The 15,597-nt window shown below is 71.3% G+C and carries 12 protein-coding genes; 4 read left to right on the top strand and 8 right to left on the bottom strand.

Translation table 11 applies throughout. The features are described from left to right. Positions 1-12 precede the first annotated feature (12 nt). The gene (gene tkt / locus OHS59_RS09135) at positions 13-2,118 is read right to left on the bottom strand and encodes a transketolase (protein WP_328492878.1); all 2,106 of its coding nucleotides are present in this window, start codon (positions 2,116-2,118) and stop codon (positions 13-15) included. Positions 2,119-2,264: 146 nt separating this feature from the next. Here tkt and OHS59_RS09130 point away from each other — a divergent pair, with 146 nt between their 5' ends. Beyond that, entirely contained in the window at positions 2,265-3,182 is a 918-nt protein-coding gene (locus OHS59_RS09130; protein ID WP_328492877.1) for a helix-turn-helix domain-containing protein, read from the top strand. 118 nt (positions 3,183-3,300) lie between these two features. On the opposite strand, the gene OHS59_RS09125 is transcribed toward OHS59_RS09130, so the two are convergent. Then, the gene (locus OHS59_RS09125; RefSeq protein WP_328492876.1) at positions 3,301-4,677 is read right to left on the bottom strand and encodes a glycoside hydrolase family 16 protein; all 1,377 of its coding nucleotides are present in this window, start codon (positions 4,675-4,677) and stop codon (positions 3,301-3,303) included. 206 nt (positions 4,678-4,883) lie between these two features. Next, complete coding sequence (locus OHS59_RS09120) at positions 4,884-6,107, bottom strand: L,D-transpeptidase (RefSeq protein ID WP_328492875.1); 1,224 nt, start codon at positions 6,105-6,107, stop codon at positions 4,884-4,886. A 214-nt stretch (positions 6,108-6,321) separates the two neighbouring features. Here OHS59_RS09120 and OHS59_RS09115 point away from each other — a divergent pair, with 214 nt between their 5' ends. After that, positions 6,322-7,440, top strand: a complete 1,119-nt coding sequence (locus OHS59_RS09115; RefSeq protein ID WP_328492874.1) for a hypothetical protein — start codon at positions 6,322-6,324, stop codon at positions 7,438-7,440. Positions 7,441-7,451: 11 nt separating this feature from the next. Here OHS59_RS09115 and OHS59_RS09110 read toward each other — a convergent pair whose 3' ends face one another. From OHS59_RS09110 to OHS59_RS09090, 5 genes are all read right to left on the bottom strand, one after another. Next, a complete protein-coding gene (locus tag OHS59_RS09110) occupies positions 7,452-9,557 on the bottom strand; it encodes an MMPL family transporter (protein ID WP_328492873.1) in 2,106 nt (701 codons plus the stop codon). Between the two features lie 604 nt (positions 9,558-10,161). After that, on the bottom strand, positions 10,162-10,833 hold the full coding sequence (locus OHS59_RS09105) for a response regulator transcription factor (protein WP_328492872.1): 672 nt from the start codon (positions 10,831-10,833) through the stop codon (positions 10,162-10,164). Then, positions 10,830-12,044: a sensor histidine kinase gene (locus OHS59_RS09100; protein ID WP_328492871.1), complete on the bottom strand. Its 1,215-nt coding sequence runs from the start codon at positions 12,042-12,044 to the stop codon at positions 10,830-10,832. Before OHS59_RS09100 ends, OHS59_RS09105 begins: the two co-directional genes overlap by 4 nt. A 147-nt stretch (positions 12,045-12,191) precedes the next feature. Further along, positions 12,192-12,959: an IclR family transcriptional regulator gene (locus OHS59_RS09095; protein ID WP_328492870.1), complete on the bottom strand. Its 768-nt coding sequence runs from the start codon at positions 12,957-12,959 to the stop codon at positions 12,192-12,194. A gap of 13 nt (positions 12,960-12,972) precedes the next feature. Continuing rightward, a complete protein-coding gene (locus OHS59_RS09090; RefSeq protein WP_328499135.1) occupies positions 12,973-13,443 on the bottom strand; it encodes a MarR family winged helix-turn-helix transcriptional regulator in 471 nt (156 codons plus the stop codon). 334 nt (positions 13,444-13,777) lie between these two features. Between OHS59_RS09090 and OHS59_RS09085 the strand changes: the two genes are divergently transcribed. Both OHS59_RS09085 and OHS59_RS09080 read left to right on the top strand, forming a co-directional pair. After that, positions 13,778-14,695 carry an SDR family oxidoreductase gene (locus tag OHS59_RS09085; protein ID WP_328492869.1) on the top strand — a complete coding sequence of 306 codons (918 nt, stop codon included), beginning with the start codon at positions 13,778-13,780 and terminating at the stop codon, positions 14,693-14,695. An 11-nt stretch (positions 14,696-14,706) separates the two neighbouring features. Next, complete coding sequence (locus OHS59_RS09080) at positions 14,707-15,582, top strand: amidohydrolase family protein (protein ID WP_328499134.1); 876 nt, start codon at positions 14,707-14,709, stop codon at positions 15,580-15,582. The last annotated feature ends 15 nt before the right edge of the window (positions 15,583-15,597 follow it).

The following is a 15,597-nucleotide window of genomic DNA, read 5'->3' as shown; positions in this document are numbered from 1 at the left end:
GATGCGGTGGAATCAACCGCGGAACGCGGTCGGGCCGTCAGTTGAACGGAGAGCGGCCCGCGCGGACGCGGCGACGTTCTCGGCGGTGAAGCCGTACTCGGCGAACAGGATCTTGGCGTCGGCGGAGGCGCCGAAGTGCTCCAGGGAGACGATGCGTCCGGCGTCGCCGACGTACCGGTACCAGGTGAGCCCGATGCCCGCCTCGACCGCCACACGGGCCTTCACGGCTGTCGGCAGGACACTCTCCCGGTACTCGGCGGACTGCTCCTCGAACCACTCCACGGACGGCATCGACACCACACGGGTGCCCACTCCCTCGGCTTCCAACTGCTCGCGGGCCGCGACGGCGAGCTGCACCTCGGAACCGGTCGCGATCAGGATCACGTCGGGCGCCTCGGTGGAGGAGTCGCGCAGGACGTAACCGCCCTTGGCCGCGTCGGCGTCGGCCTCGTACGTCGGTACGCCCTGACGGGTGAGGGCCAGGCCGTGCGGGGCGGGGTTCACCGCGTGCCGCCGGGTGATCTCGGCCCAGGCGATCGCGGTCTCGTTGGCGTCGGCCGGGCGCACGATGTTCAGGCCCGGGATGGCGCGCAGTGAGGCCAGGTGCTCCACCGGCTGGTGGGTGGGGCCGTCCTCGCCGAGGCCGATGGAGTCGTGCGTCCACACGTAGGTCACGGGGAGCTGCATGAGGGCGGACAGGCGGACGGCGTTGCGCATGTAGTCGGAGAACACCAGGAAGGTGCCGCCGTAGACGCGGGTGTTGCCGTGCAGCGCGATGCCGTTCATCTCCGCGGCCATGGAGTGCTCGCGGATACCGAAGTGGATCGTGCGGCCGTACGGGTCGGCCTCCGGCAGCGGGTTGCCCTTGGGGAGGAACGACGAGGTCTTGTCGATCGTCGTGTTGTTCGAGCCCGCGAGGTCGGCGGAACCGCCCCACAGCTCGGGGAGTACGCCGCCGAGGGCCTGGAGCACCTTGCCGGAGGCCGCGCGGGTCGCCACGGACGTGCCGGCCTCGAACACCGGCAGCGCGCTCTCCCAGCCCTCGGGCAGCTGCCCGGCCACGATGCGGTCGAAGAGCTTCGCCCGCTCGGGCTGCGCGGTGCGCCACTCGGCGAGCCGCTTGTTCCAGGAGGCGTGTGCCTCGGCGCCGCGGTCGAGGGCGCCCCGGGCGTGCTTCAGGACCTCGTCCGAGACCTCGAAGGACTTCTCCGGGTCGAAGCCCAGCAGGCGCTTGGTGGCCGCGATCTCCTCCGCGCCGAGCGCCGAGCCGTGGGAGGCCTCGGTGTTCCGGGCGTTCGGGGCGGGCCAGGCGATGACCGTGCGCATCGCGATGATCGAGGGGCGCCCGGTCTCGTTCCTGGCGGCGGTCAGGGCCGCGTGCAGCGCGTGCACGTCGATGTCACCGGCCGTGTCGCCGTCCGTCGAGGGCTCGATGCGCTGTACGTGCCAGCCGTACGCCTCGTACCGCTTCAGCACGTCCTCGGAGAAGGCCGTGGCGGTGTCGCCCTCGATCGAGATGTGGTTGTCGTCGTAGAGGAAGACGAGGTTGCCGAGCTTCTGGTGGCCGGCCAGCGAGGACGCCTCGGCGGAGATGCCCTCCTCCAGGTCGCCGTCGGAGACGACGCCCCAGATGGTGTGGTCGAAGGGGGACTCGCCCTCGGGGGCGTCCGGGTCGAACAGGCCGCGCTCGTAGCGGGCGGCCATCGCCATGCCCACCGCGTTGGCGAGGCCCTGGCCCAGCGGCCCGGTGGTGGTCTCGACCCCGGCCGTGTGGCCGTACTCGGGGTGTCCCGGCGTCTTCGAGCCATGGGTGCGGAACGCCTTCAGGTCGTCCAGCTCCAGCTCGTAGCCGGAGAGGAAGAGCTGGGTGTAGAGCGTCAGCGAGGTGTGGCCGGGGGAGAGGACGAAGCGGTCGCGACCGGTCCACTCCGGATCCGCGGGGTCGTGACGCATCACCTTCTGAAAGAGGGTGTACGCGGCCGGGGCCAGACTCATCGCGGTGCCGGGGTGGCCGTTGCCGACCTTCTGCACAGCGTCCGCCGCCAGCAGACGGGCCGTGTCGACGGCTCGGCGGTCCAGGTCGGTCCACTCCAAGCCGTCAGGTGTGTGCGCGCTCATCTTCAACAAATCCTCACCGGAAGCCCGATAACTGCTCTGATGCCTTCAACCTTAAAAGTCAGACTTTTACGGGGGAAGGTGTCCCTGTGTCAGCCTTTGGTGAAAGTGGGACAACGACCGCGGGGCCGAACCGGTAAGAGAAGGACATGAAGGACACGAGTACCCAATACGAAGACGAAGAAGGCGGACAGGGAGACAGCCGGACCGGGATCAAAACCTTTCCCTTCCCCGTCGACCTCAGCGTCCTCGGCGTGGGCATGCAGGTGGGCCCGATGGAAGCAGGCCGCCGCTGGCATTCGGGCGAGCAGATCGAGCGCGTCCACCGCATCGACTTCCACGTGGTCCTGCTCTTCCGGGGCGGCCCCGTCCGGCACATGATCGACTTCGACGAGTACGAGGCCGGGGACGGCGAGATCCTGTGGATCCGGCCCGGCCAGGTGCACCGCTTCTCCTCGGCGGCGGACTACCGCGGCACCGCCCTGATCATGCAGCCGGGCTTCCTGCCCCGCGCCACCGTCGAGGCGACCGGCCTCTACCGCTACGACCTGCCTCCGCTGCTGCGCCCAGACCGGGACCAGCTCACCGCGCTTGAGAACTCCCTCGCCCAGCTGGAGCGCGAGTATGTCGACACGGGCACCCTGCCGCTCAGCCTGCACACCGCCGTGCTGCGGCACACCCTGACCGCGTTCCTGCTGCGCCTGGCCCATCTGGCGGCCGGCGCGGCCGACGCGGCGCACGAGCAGGCCGACAGCACCTTCACCCGCTTCCGGGAGGCCGTCGAGAAGGGCTTCGTCACCAATCACAGCGTCAGCGCGTACGCCGACGCCCTCGGCTACTCCCGGCGCACCCTCGTCCGCGCGGTCCGCGCAGCGACCGGCGAGACCCCGAAGGGCTTCATCGACAAGCGGGTCGTCCTGGAGGCCAAGCGCCTGCTCGCCCACACGGACATGCCGATCGGCCGCATCGGCGCCGTCGTGGGCTTCCCGGACGCGGCCAACTTCTCCAAGTTCTTCACCCAGCACACGGGCACGACACCGGTGGCGTTCCGGGCGGAACTGCGCTGAGCCGCCAGGCCCCGCGCGCGCCGGGACGACCGCCGGGACGCCTGTGGAGGGACGGCCCGACCGGGCAGCCCCTCCACAGTCACCTGTCTGCCGTCACCTGTCGGTCGTGATCACGGCCTCAGTGACCGAAGTTGAACCAGTTCACGTTCACGAAGTCCGCCGGCTGACCGCTCGAGAAGGTCAGATAGACGTCGTGCGTGCCGGTGACGTTGCTGATGTTCGCGGGTACGGTCCGCCAGCTCTGCCACCCGCCGGTGTTGGCCAGGGCGAAGCTGCCGATGGGCGTGTTCGTACGGCTGTCGAGGCGGACCTCGACCAGACCGCTGACGGAGTTGCCCGCCCCGCTCGCGACCCGGGCGACGAACTGCCTGGCCGCCGAGGAGCCGAAGTTGACGCCCTTGTACTGCACCCAGTCGCCGTTGGCGAGAGCCCCGATGTTCTGGCCGCCGCCCGAGTCGGTCGTGGTCTCGGTGATCGTGCCGCTCTGGCCGTCGAACGACTCGGCCTGGATCGCGCTGTACGCGTCACGGTTGCCGGTCGGCGGAGGGGTGGTGCCGCCGCCCGACGTGAGCACCTGGACGTAGTCCACGACCATCGGGTTGCCCGGCACCGTGGCACCGTCCGGGCCGCCGCCGAAGGCGTCCACGAAACCGCCGCCGATCGCCACGTTCAGGATGATGAAGTACCCGTGGTTCGTGGCGTTGGCCCAGGTCGTCGCGTCGACCTGATTGGCCCGTACGGTGTGGTAGTTGACGCCGTCGACGTAGAAGCGGATCTCCTCCACGCTCGTCGAGCGGTCCCACTCCATGCCGTACGTGTGGAAGCCCGCCTGGCAGGTCGTGCCGGGACAGGCGATGGAGCCGCCGATGCCGGTCGTCTCGTTGCACGGGCCGCCCGGGTTGGTGCCGCAGTGCATCGTGGACCACACGGTGTTGAGGCCCTGGACGTTCTCCATGATGTCCAGCTCGCCGACGCTCGGCCAGTTCTGGTAGTTGCCGCGATAGGGCGCGCCGAGCATCCAGAACGCCGGCCAGTACCCGCGGGCGGCGGCGCCCGTCACGTTGGGCATCTGGATACGGGACTGGACGCGCAGCTTGCCCCCGGCGGGCGGCTGGAAGTCGGTGCGGTTGGTCTCGATGCGGCCCGAGGTCCAGTTGCCCGAGGCGTCGCGCCGCGGGGTGATCCGGAGGTTCCCGGAGCCGTCCAGCGCCACGTTGTTCGTGCTGGACGTCATGTTCTCGATCTCGCCGGTGCCCCAGTTGCCGGGCCCGCCCGGGTAGCCGTGGCCGGTCGCGTACTGCCAGTTCGAGGTGTTGACGCCGGTGCCCGCGGTGCCGTTGAAGTCGTCGACGAAGACCTGGGTCCAGCCGCTGGGCGGCGTGGGCGCGTCGGCGGCCGCGGATCCGGCCGCCGCCAGGCTCAGCACGCCGACCAGCGCGATGACGGTGCGCCGAAGTCGGCCAGGTCTCACAGGTGTGCCGGAAGTTTCCCTCATGGGTGCCTCTTCGGGTACGGAGTGGGGTGCGCGGATGTTTTCGAGGGCGCTGAGAGCGCTCTCAGAGCAGCTGCGCGGCCAATGTGCTCTTCGGCACTCCGGTCGTCAAGAGATAAAACAGAGAAAGCCTTCAAGGGGCCGGGGAGTTCACACGGTGAAGGAGGGGAGCGGGGTGGGGCGGGGAAGGGGACGGATCGGACGTCACGTCAGAAAGCGCTTCCTGCCCGCCAGTCGCTCCAGGACATGTTCCATCCGTTGAGGCCGTTCGCCGGATCGACCGTGTCCTCGCCCGAGTTCTTCACCACGACCACGTCTCCGAGCATGGAGCTCTTGTAGAAGGCGTAGCCGGGTTCGGAGGTGTCGTCCGCGCCCTGTGCGTCACGCAGTCCGATGCAGCCGTGGGTGGTGTTGCCGCTGCCGAAGATCGACGTCGACGCCCAGTAGTTGCCGTGGATGAACGTGCCCGACGTGGTCAGCCGCTGCGCGTGCGGCACGTCGTCGATGTCGTACTCGTCGCCGAGCCCGACCGTGGACGACTCCATCCGGGTCTCCTCGAACCGCTCGCTGATCACCATGATCCCGGACCAGGTGGTGTGCTCGGCGTCGCCGCCCGACACGGGATACGTGGCGAGGGTCCGCCCGTCCCGCCGTACCGTCATCGTCTTCTTCGCCAGGTCGACCGTACTGATCTGCTCGCGGCCGATGTGGAAGGTGACGTCCTTGGACTGGGTGCCGTAGACGCCGGTCGCGCCCTCGACGTCCTTCAGCCGCAGCCCGAGGGTGACCGTCGTGCCCGCCGCCCAGTACTCCTCGGGCCGGAAGTCGAGCCGGGTGTCGCTGAACCAGTGGCCCACCACCTCGACCCGCGGGTCCGCGGTCACCGTGATCGCCTTCTCGACGGCGGCGCGGTCCGTCACCGCGTGGGTGAAGTTCACGGACACCGGCATGCCGACGCCGGAGGTCGACCCCGCCTCTGGCGTGAACCGCCCGACGAAGGTGTCCGCGGCCGTCCCGGTGGTGAAGGACAGGGTCTCCTCGGCGGCTCCCCGCGCCTTGGCCGTGACCGTGTACGCGGTGCCGGAGTACGGGTTCCGGGCGGAGGTCCACGTCGTACGGGAGTCGTCGAAGGACCCGGCGAGGGTGGCGCCGTCGTCGGCCGTGACCTGCACACGGGAGAGCGTGCCCGAGGAGGCGGTGACACGGACTGGGCTGGTGAAGTCGGCGTCCCGACTGCCGTCGGCGGGGGTGAGGGCGAGCGTGGAGGCCTGCGCCGCCGGGGAGGTCGCGGAGGCCGTGGGGGCGGCGCCGTCCGAGGCGCTCGCCCGGGAGCCGCACCCCGTCAGTACGGCGGCCGGTACGGCCCCGAGCGCGGCGAGCACGCCCCGCCGGGACCACTTCTCCGGCCCGTCGGATATCTGCGAGACGCCCACGAGATGCCTTCCTGCTGTGACCACTGGTGTGCGTGCAGCCTGCTCCTCTTGTATGGGTCTGCTCTGTGAGGGGGTGGGGTTCCGGCTGAGATTCCTGTGAGGAGCGGGTGGGCGCGGGCGGCGGGAGTTCCGGCAGGCCACGGCCAGGGTCCTGTTCGATCACGTATCGGAGAAGGGGGGCGCCGTCAGAAGCCGGCCCGGGGAGTGTGCGGGCATGGCGATGCGCGGGGGATGTCTTTTCAAGGGCTGTCTGGCGGTGCCGGTACTGGCGCTCGTGCTGGTCGTGATCGTGATGGTGTCGTTCTGGAACACCGGCAGACGGGCCGAGGCCGAGGCCCGGGACCAGGTCACGGAAGCTGTCGGGGCCGCGCGGGCCCGGCTGGCGAGGGCGGCGGCCGACGGTGTGCTGCTGGACACGGAGATCCAGCGCGCCCTACTGGACAAGGCGGCCTACACCGGCAAGGGGGTCCGGCGGAGCGAGGGCCGAGTCACCGTCACGGCTCCGTTCGTGGGCCAGGTGGTCGGCAACCTCGTCGGGGGCGCGTACACCCAGGGCTGCTACCGCTTCGAGATCGTCATGACCAAGGCCTCATCGCCCGTCGACGTACGCGAACTCCCGTACCAGGCATGCCTGGGCAGGCGGGACAGGCATCCCGAGGAGCCCGCGGCGGTCGCCCGGGACATCGCCGCCGAACTGCGTACGGCGGTGACCGGGCACGGGCAGGAGGGCGCACGAGTCGCCGAGGTCTGGCGGACCGGGGGAGTCGAGATCGAGGACCACGAAGTCAAGGACGGCCAACTCGTCCTTCTCGTATGGCTGTCCGGCGGCACCGGCCCGCGGGGAGACGACTGCTACGAGTTCCGGGTGAAGGAGAGGCCCACGCATGTGACCACCAGGAAGCTGAAGCCCGACGGCTGTTATCGCATCCAGCGGGAGCAGTACGAACGGGAGGAGAAGGCCGACCGGGCCGAACTCGCCGCGGGCGCCCGGAAGATCGCACGGCAGCTCCGGAAGGCGGCGGCCGACGGCGCGCTGACGGACGAGGAACTGCCGCCGGCCCTCGCCCTCCCGACCACCGACGTGACGACGGGTGAGGCGACCGCGGGCCCGCCCGTTCAGCCGGAGAGCGTGGAGCGCTCGACCGCCGAGGTGGTCGTGTTCGCCCGGGTGCAGACCGCCGGGGCCCTGGGGTGCTACAGGTTCCGCGCACGTCTCACGGCAGGGTCCGTCACCGGTCGCCTCCTTGAGGAAGGCTGTCCGACCCAGCGCCTGACACGGCACGGGCACGGTGAAGGTCCCGGTCGTGGGCGACCGGGACCGACAGGCGGCTGATCTCGCCGGGTTCAGTGCTGCTCGGTGAGTTCGGGTGTCGCGGGCAGCGCCTCCTCGTGCAGGCCGAAGCGGTCGTGCGCCCGGCGCAGTCGGTCGGGGGCCCACCACGCGCGCCGTCCCAGCAGGGCCATGGTCGCCGGGACCAGCAGCATCCGTACCAGCGTCGCGTCGATCAGTACCGCGAGCGTCAGTCCGAGGCCGATCTGCAGGATGGGGGCGAAGCCGCCCGTCATGAAGGCGCCGAAGACGACCGCGAGCAGCAGCGCCGCGCAGGTCACGACGCGGCCGGAGCGGCGCAGACCGGTGACGACGGCGTCCTGCGCGTCGCCGCTCTGCAGCCAGGCCTCGCGCATCCGGGCGAGGATGAACAACTCGTAGTCCATGGCGAGTCCGAAGGCGATCGCGATGATCAGCGGAGGTGCCGTCAGGCTCAGCCCGCCGAGTTCCTGGGACCCCAGCACCGAGGCCCCGTGCCCGTCCTGGAAGACCCAGACCACCACACCGAGCGCGGCGCCCAGACTGAGCAGGGTGGTGAGAATCGTGCGCAGCGGGATCAGAACCGAGCCGGTGAAGGCGAAGAGCAGGAGGAAGATCCCGGCGAGGACGGTGACGGCGGCCCACGGCGCCCGGTCGCCGAGCATCGCCCGGAAGTCGACGAGGCGGGCCGCGACGCCGGTCACCTGTACGGGCTCGTCGCCGCGTACCTCCCGTACCCGCTGGACCAGGTCGGTGGCCGCCCTGCCGTCCGCGCTGCCGCTCGGCCGCATGCTCAGCACGGTCGTGCCGCCCGGCAGGTCACGTGACTCGGTGCCCGGTGCCAGCGCCTTGATCCGGCCGGCCGTCGTGGTGTCGGTGCCCGGCTTCAGGACCACGGTGATCTCCGAGACCCCGGTGCCCGGCGGGAAATGGGCTCCCACGGTGTCGTCGAGCCGGCGTGCCTCCGTGTTCGACGGCAGCTGCTGGGCGTCCCCGATGTTGATCTTCATGCCGGTGATGGGCAGTGCCAGCACGAGCAGCGCGAGCACGGACGTGGCTGTCACGATCACCGGCCGGCCGATGGCGAACCGGGCCAGCCGGGCGAAGACCCGGCCCTCCTCGCCGGCCGGCTCGGTGCGCGCGGGGGCGATCTTTCCGCCGAAGCGGGCCAGCAGCGCGGGCAGCAGGGTGAGCGCGGCCAGCATGTCGATGACCACCACGGCGGCCACGGCGAAGCCCATGCTGCGCAGGAAGACGCTGGGGAACACCAGCAGGCCTGTGAGGCTGACGGCCACGGTCAGACCGGAGAACAGGACCGTGCGTCCGGCACCGGCCACCGTGCGGTGCACTGCTTCGACGACGTCGTCGGTGTTCCGGCGTTCCTCGCGGAAGCGGACCACCATCAACAGGGCGTAGTCCACGGCGAGTCCGAGGCCGAGCATCGTGGTCACCTGGATCGCGTACACGGAGATGTCGGTGAACTGGCTGAAGCCGAACAGGGCCAGGAACGCGCCCGCGACTCCGCTGACCGCGACCACCAGCGGCAGTCCGGCGGCGCGGAATCCGCCGAAGATCACGAGCAGCAGGACCAGGACCACCGGCAGCGAGATGATCTCCGCGCGTGCCACGTCCTCCTGGGCGCGCTCGCCGAGCTGCTGCCCGAGCAGCGGGCCGCCGCTCACGTGGACGTCGGGTGCCCTGATCTCGTGGATACGGTCACTGGCGGCGTCCAGGACCTTCTCCTCGGCGTCGTCGTCGAGGCCGCCCTTCAGGGTCACCGGGACGACCAGGGCCTGACCGTCCTTCGCGAGGAGACCTTCGGTGGTGTAGGGGTCCGGCACGGCCGCGACGTCGGCGATGTCGCGCAGGTCGGTGACGGCGGCTTCCACCTGGGCGCGGAGTGCGGTGTCCGAGACGGCCGTTCCCGCGATCACCGCGGTGATCGACTCGCCGGCCGGGTCGATGCCGTCGAGGTACTCCGCCGCGTGGTCCGACTCGGTGCCCGGCACGTCCGGGACGGAGTCGCTGAGCCGGCCGAAGACGCCTGTTCCGAGGCCGAAACCGAGCAGCAGGAAGAGCAGCCAGAGGGCGATCACGGTCAGTGGTCGGCGTGTTGACGCCCTGGCGATCCTGGTGAGCACGGGGTGCCTCCCGGCGGGTTGGCGGGTCTTCTGGATGTCCCAGGTTTGCGTCGTGGGGGTGGTCGGCGGATCGCCGGGGGGAGGGGTTCGGGGGCTCCCCCGCGCGGGGGAGGGGGCGGTGCGGCTCCGCCGTGCGGGGGATGTCCGGCGGGGGCGGTTCCCTGCGGGTCCCTGCGGGGCTCGGGCAGAGAGTGCGGTGCGGGCCGGCGGGGGCTGGCCGCGCAGTTCCCCGCGCCCCTCAAAAGCAGGGGCCACCGCCCCGAAGACGAAAGGCCGGGACGCAGCCCCGCCTCCCAGGGGCGCGGGGAACTGCGCGCTCAGCCCTCGCGGACTCGCACGATGCATTCGAGCGGAGCGTCCGGTGTTTTTGGGGGCGCGGGGAACTGCGCGCTCAGCCCTCGCGGGCCCGCACGATGCATTCGAGCCGAGCCTCCGGTGTTTTTGGGGGGGCGCGGGGAACTGCGCGCTCAGCCCCCATGGACCCGCACGATGCATCCGACCCAAGCCCCGCAGGGGCATTCGAGGGGCGCGGGGAACTGCGCGGACCGCCCTCACCGGCCGGGAGGTGACGTATCGGCTCAAGCCCCGCAGGGGGCGCGGTCGGTCAGGGGGAGCCCGGGGTCACCAGGCCCGACTCGTATGCGCAGATGACCGCCTGCACCCGGTCCCGCAGACCCAACTTGCTGAGGACGTTGCTGACGTGCGTCTTCACCGTGTGCTCGCTGACGAACAGCGCCCTCGCGATCTCCGCGTTGGACAGCCCGCGGGCCAGCAACCGAAGCGTCTCCTCCTCACGCGTGGTGAGGACATCCAGCCGTGTCGTCGAGACCGGCGGCTGCGCCGCCTCGGTCCGGCGCCGCTGGATGATGTCGGCGACCAGCCGCCGCGTCACCGAGGGCGCGAGCAACGAGTCCCCGGCCGCGACCACCCGCACGGCGTGCACCAGATCGTCCCGCCGCACGTCCTTGAGCAGGAACCCGCTCGCCCCGGCGTACAGCGCCTCGTACACGTACTCGTCCAGGTCGAACGTCGTCAGCATGACGACCCGGCACCCTGACTGCGCGCACACCAGCCTGGCGGCCTCAAGACCGTCCATCCGGGGCATCCGGATGTCGAGCAGCAGCACGTCCGGCGTGTGCCGCTGCACGGCGGCCACCGCCTCGACGCCGTCCCCCGCCTCCGCCACGACCTCGATGTCGGGCTGCGCCTCCAGGATCATGCTGAAGCCGCTGCGGACCAGCTCCTGGTCGTCGGCGACCACCACCCGGATGCTCACCCCAGCGCCGCCTGCCGGCCGACCGCCACGGGCAGGCGTACGACGACCCGGAAACCGCCGTCACGGCCGGGCCCCGTACGAGCGGTGCCCCCGCAGGCGGCGGCCCGCTCACGGATGCCGATCAGCCCGTGGCCGCTCCCGCCCCGGCCCTCGCCCCGGACACCGTTCGCGGGGCCCCGTCCGTCGTCCGTCACCGTGAGCGTCAACTCGGCCTCCGTCCAGTCGAGTTCGACCTGCGCGCAAGAAGCGTACGCGTGCTTCACGGTGTTGGTCAGGGCCTCCTGGACCACGCGGTACGCGGCGACCTCGGTGTCCCGGTGCAGCGGGCGCGGCTCCCCGGCGCTCCGGAGCTCGACCCGCAGCCCGCTCGTGTCGCCGACCTGGCGGACCAGGCCGGCGAGAGCCGCGACACCCGGCTGCGGGAGCCGGTCCGAACCGCCGTCCGCCGGCTCGTCCTTGAGGACGCCGAGGATCCGTCGCAGCTGGATCATCGCGTCACGCCCGGCTGCGGCGATGGCGTCGAACGCCCCCTCCGCGCGCTCGGGATCGCTGCGCACGACCACGGGCCCGGCCTCGGCCTGCACCACCATCAGGCTCACCGCGTGGGCCAGGATGTCGTGCATGTCCCGGGCGATGACGGCCCGTTCCTGGGCGGCGGCCCGCGCGGTGTCGGCGGCCCGTTCGCGCTCCAGACGGCGGGCCCGGTCCTCCAGCGCCGCCGTGTAGGCCCGCTGGAGCCGGGCCAGCACCCCGAAGCCGTACGCGCTGACACAGCTCAGCAACTGGAAGGCGTACTCGAAGGGCTGCTCGCCCTCCTTGTGCATCATGGTCAGAGACACCCCGGCCAGCCACCCCACCAGCATGAACCGTCGCTGCCAGGGCAGACCGACCGCGGCCATCGTGTAGAGGACGACCAGACCGCCGTACATGATGTCCGGCGGTGGCGCGTGGTAGACCGCCATGGCGGGGGTGAACACCGAGACCCCGCAGGCCGCGAGGAACGGCGCCCGGCGCCGCCACACCAGCGGCAACGCCGTACCGGCGCCCAGCAGGAACCCCTGCCAGGTCAGGCGGTCGTCGCCGTCGTCGGGGAAGATCCACTGCAGTGAGGCGGCGAACAGCACCAGCAGGGCGAGCGCGGTGTCGACGACGTACGGGTTCGCCGTGCGCAGGCGGGCGACGGCGGGTGTGATCCAGGGCGAGGCGGACATGTGCGGCTCCTCGGGGAAGGGGCCGTGCCAGTATCCGGCGGGGCCGGGGCCGTGTCCTCACCGGTGCGAGGGATATTGATCGGTTCTCACCGGTGCGGGGGATGCCGATCGGTTCTCACCGGTGAGAGGGACATGCGTCGGCCTTCACTATCCGGGCGGACGAGGATGCGGATCCGGCTGCCAGCCCAGCGCCCGGGAGATCCCGCGCGCCGCGAGCCGTACCGCCGGGATCAACGCCGGTGTCTGCGCGTCCCGTTCGGGCACCACGACCGAGACGGCCGCGGCCACCGGACCGCCCGCGCCACGCACCGGCGCGGCCACCGACAGTGCGTCGTCCGTGATCTGACGGACACTCACCGCCACTCCTGAGCGCCGGACCTCGGCGAGCACGCGGCGCAGTGTGGCCGGGTCGGTGATGGTGTGCGGGGTGAAGCCAGCGAGCGGTCCGCCGCAGTACGCCTCCTGGAAGGCGGGCTCGCAGTGGGCGAGCAGCGCGAGCCCCACGCCGGTCGCGTGCAGCGGCCAGCGCGCGCCCACCTGGATCTTCACACCGACGGCCGAACGGCCGGAGAGCCACTCGATGTAGACGACCTCGGAGCCGTCGCGGACGGCCAACTGCACGTTCTCGTGGGTGGCTTCGTAGAGGTCCTCCAGATACGGCAGCGCGATCTGCCGCAGCGCGAGCCCGCGCGGCGAGAGCGCCGCGATCTCCCACAGCCGCAGGCCCACGTGGTAGATCCCGGCCGCGTCGCGTTCCAGGGCACCCCAGTCGCTGAGCGCGCCCACCAGCCGGTGCGCGGTGGTGAGGGAGAGCCCGGCCCGGCGGCTGATGTCCGTGAGGGAGAGCGCCGGGTGGCCGTGGTCGAAGGCGGCGAGCACGGCCAGCAGACGGTCGGGCGCGGACTGGGAGGTCATGGGCCGGGCCGCGCTACGAACCGGAGTCGAGTTCGGTCTCGGCGATCCGCCGCAACAGCGTGTGCAGGATGCCCCGTTCGGCGGGGTCGAGGGGACCGAGCAGGTCGTTCGTCACGCGCAGTCCCGCCTCGTCGGTGTCGCGCAGGAAGGTACGCCCCGCCTCGGTCAGCACCACGGTGCGGCTGCGTCGGTCGTCGGGGGAGGGGCGGCGTTCGGCGAACCCGAGTTTCTCCAGGTCGTCGACCAAGCCGACGATCGCGCTCGGGTCGTATCCGAGCCGTGAGCTCAACTCCCGCTGGAGCGCGCCCTCGGAGGTGGCCAGGAAGCGCAGCAGCGCGTAGTGCCGCAGCCGCAGCCCCGACTCCTGGAGGAACGTGTTGAACAACTGCCCCGAGCGCAGGCCCAGTCGGTACAGCAGATAGCCGGTGTCGGAGTGCAGTCCGCGCATCCACGGTTCCCGGGCGTCGATGGGCGCGGGCCCCACGGCGGCCGGACCCGCGTGGGCGGAACCCGCGGCGACGCGCCCCCCGACGACGGGACCCGAGGTGGGGTCGGTGGCATGCGGCTGGCGGGCGATGGCGGGCTCCCTGGTCGTGGCCCCCGCGAGGGGCGCGGCGCTGCGGCCGGGCGCGGTACCGCGTCCGTACGGGACCAGCATGGCGCACGGACCGAACCGCAACAACTATTGACGTCGACAATTATTGTCCTTAGCTTCGACCCCGTGACCGTGCCGGCCACCCCGGCTGCCCCGTCCGCTCCGTCCCCTCCGGCGGGTCACCCTCCACGGCCGTTCCTCCCGCTTCCCGAAGGGACCCTTCGTGCCCAGCATCGATCTCACCGGCAAGGTCGCCGTCGTCACGGGCTCCGGCCGTGGCCTCGGCCTGGCCTACGCGCACGCCCTCGCCGCCGCGGGCGCCTCCGTGGTCGTCAACGACGTGGACGGGGCCGTCGCCGCGCAGGCCGTCGAGGCGATCACCGGCGCGGGCGGCACCGCCGTGGCCGAGGTGGTCGCGGTCGGCACCACCGAGGCCGCGGACCGCCTGGTGGGCCGCGCGGTCGAGGAGTTCGGCCGCCTCGACGTCCTGGTCACCAACGCGGGCATCCTGCGCGACAAGGTCCTGTGGAAGATGACCGACGACGACTTCGACGCGGTGATCACCACACATCTGAAGGGCACCTTCACCTGCGCCCGCGCCGCCGCCGTACGGATGCGCGAGCAGGGCGAGGGCGGCACGCTGATCCTGGTCGGCTCGCCGGCCGGGCAGCGCGGCAACTTCGGCCAGACCAACTACTCCGCCGCCAAGGCCGGCATCGCCGCCATGGCCCGTACCTGGTCGATGGAGCTGGGCCGCGCGGGTATCACCGTCAACGCGATCGTGCCGGTGGCGGCGACCGCGATGACCGAGACCATCCCGGCCTTCGCGCCCTACATCGAGGCCCTGCGGGGCGGCGAACCCCTCCCGGACCTCCTGCGCAAGGGCGAGGGCTTCGGCACCCCCGAGGACTGCGCCGCCCTCGTCCCGTTCCTGGCCTCCGAGGCGGCTCGCGGAGTGACCGGCCAGGCCATCGGTATCGGCGGCGACAAGGTGGCCCTGTGGTCCCATCCCCAGGAGATCAGGACGGCCTACGCCGACGGCGGCTGGACCCCCGACTCGCTCGCCGCCGTCTGGCCGACCTCGCTGGGCGCCGAGCCGCAGAGCGTCGGCATCCCCGCGCCGGCGATCCCGGAGGCCTGACCATGGCGAACATCGACGTGGACGAACTCGTCGCGATCGACGTCCACACCCATGCCGAGGTGTCCTCCAGGGGCACCTCCTCGCTCGACGACGACCTGCACGCGGCCTCCAGCGCCTACTTCAAGGTCGAGGGCAAGCGGAAACCTACCCTGGAGGAGACGGCCGCCTACTACCGGGAGCGCAGGATGGCCGCCGTGGTCTTCACGGTCGACGCGGAGTCCGCCACCGGCACCGAGCCCGTCCCGAACGAGGAGGTCGCCGAGGCCGCCGCCGCCAACCCGGACGTGCTCATCCCGTTCGCCTCCATCGACCCGTTCCGCGGGAAGGCGGGAGTCAGGCAGGCCCGCCGCCTGGTCGAGGAGTACGGGGTGAGGGGCTTCAAGTTCCACCCCAGCATCCAGGGATTCTTCCCCAACGACCGTTCCGTGGCGTACGAGTTGTACGAGGTGATCGAGGAGACCGGCGCCATCGCCCTCTTCCATACGGGGCAGACGGGCATCGGGGCCGGGGTCCCGGGGGGCGGCGGGATCCGGCTCAAGTACTCCAACCCGCTGCACGTCGACGACGTCGCAGCGGACTTCCCGCACCTGAAGATCATCCTGGCGCATCCGTCCTTCCCCTGGCAGGACGAGGCCCTCGCGGTCGCCACCCACAAGCCGGGTGTCCACATCGACCTGTCCGGCTGGTCGCCGAAGTACTTCCCGCCGCAGCTCGTGCAGTACGCGAACACCCTGCTCAAGGACAAGGTGCTGTTCGGCTCCGACTATCCGGTCCTCACCCCGGACCGCTGGCTCGCCGACTTCGCGAAGCTGCCCGTCAAGGACGAGGTCCGGCCGAAGATCCTCAAGGAGAACGCGGCCCGGCTGCTCGGCCTCACCGAGCCGTGACCGGACCCACCGAGC

Origin of the sequence: Streptomyces sp. NBC_00414, from assembly GCF_036038375.1 — a bacterium.
Taxonomy (GTDB): domain Bacteria; phylum Actinomycetota; class Actinomycetes; order Streptomycetales; family Streptomycetaceae; genus Streptomyces.
This window is presented reverse-complemented; position numbering and strand designations above follow the sequence as displayed.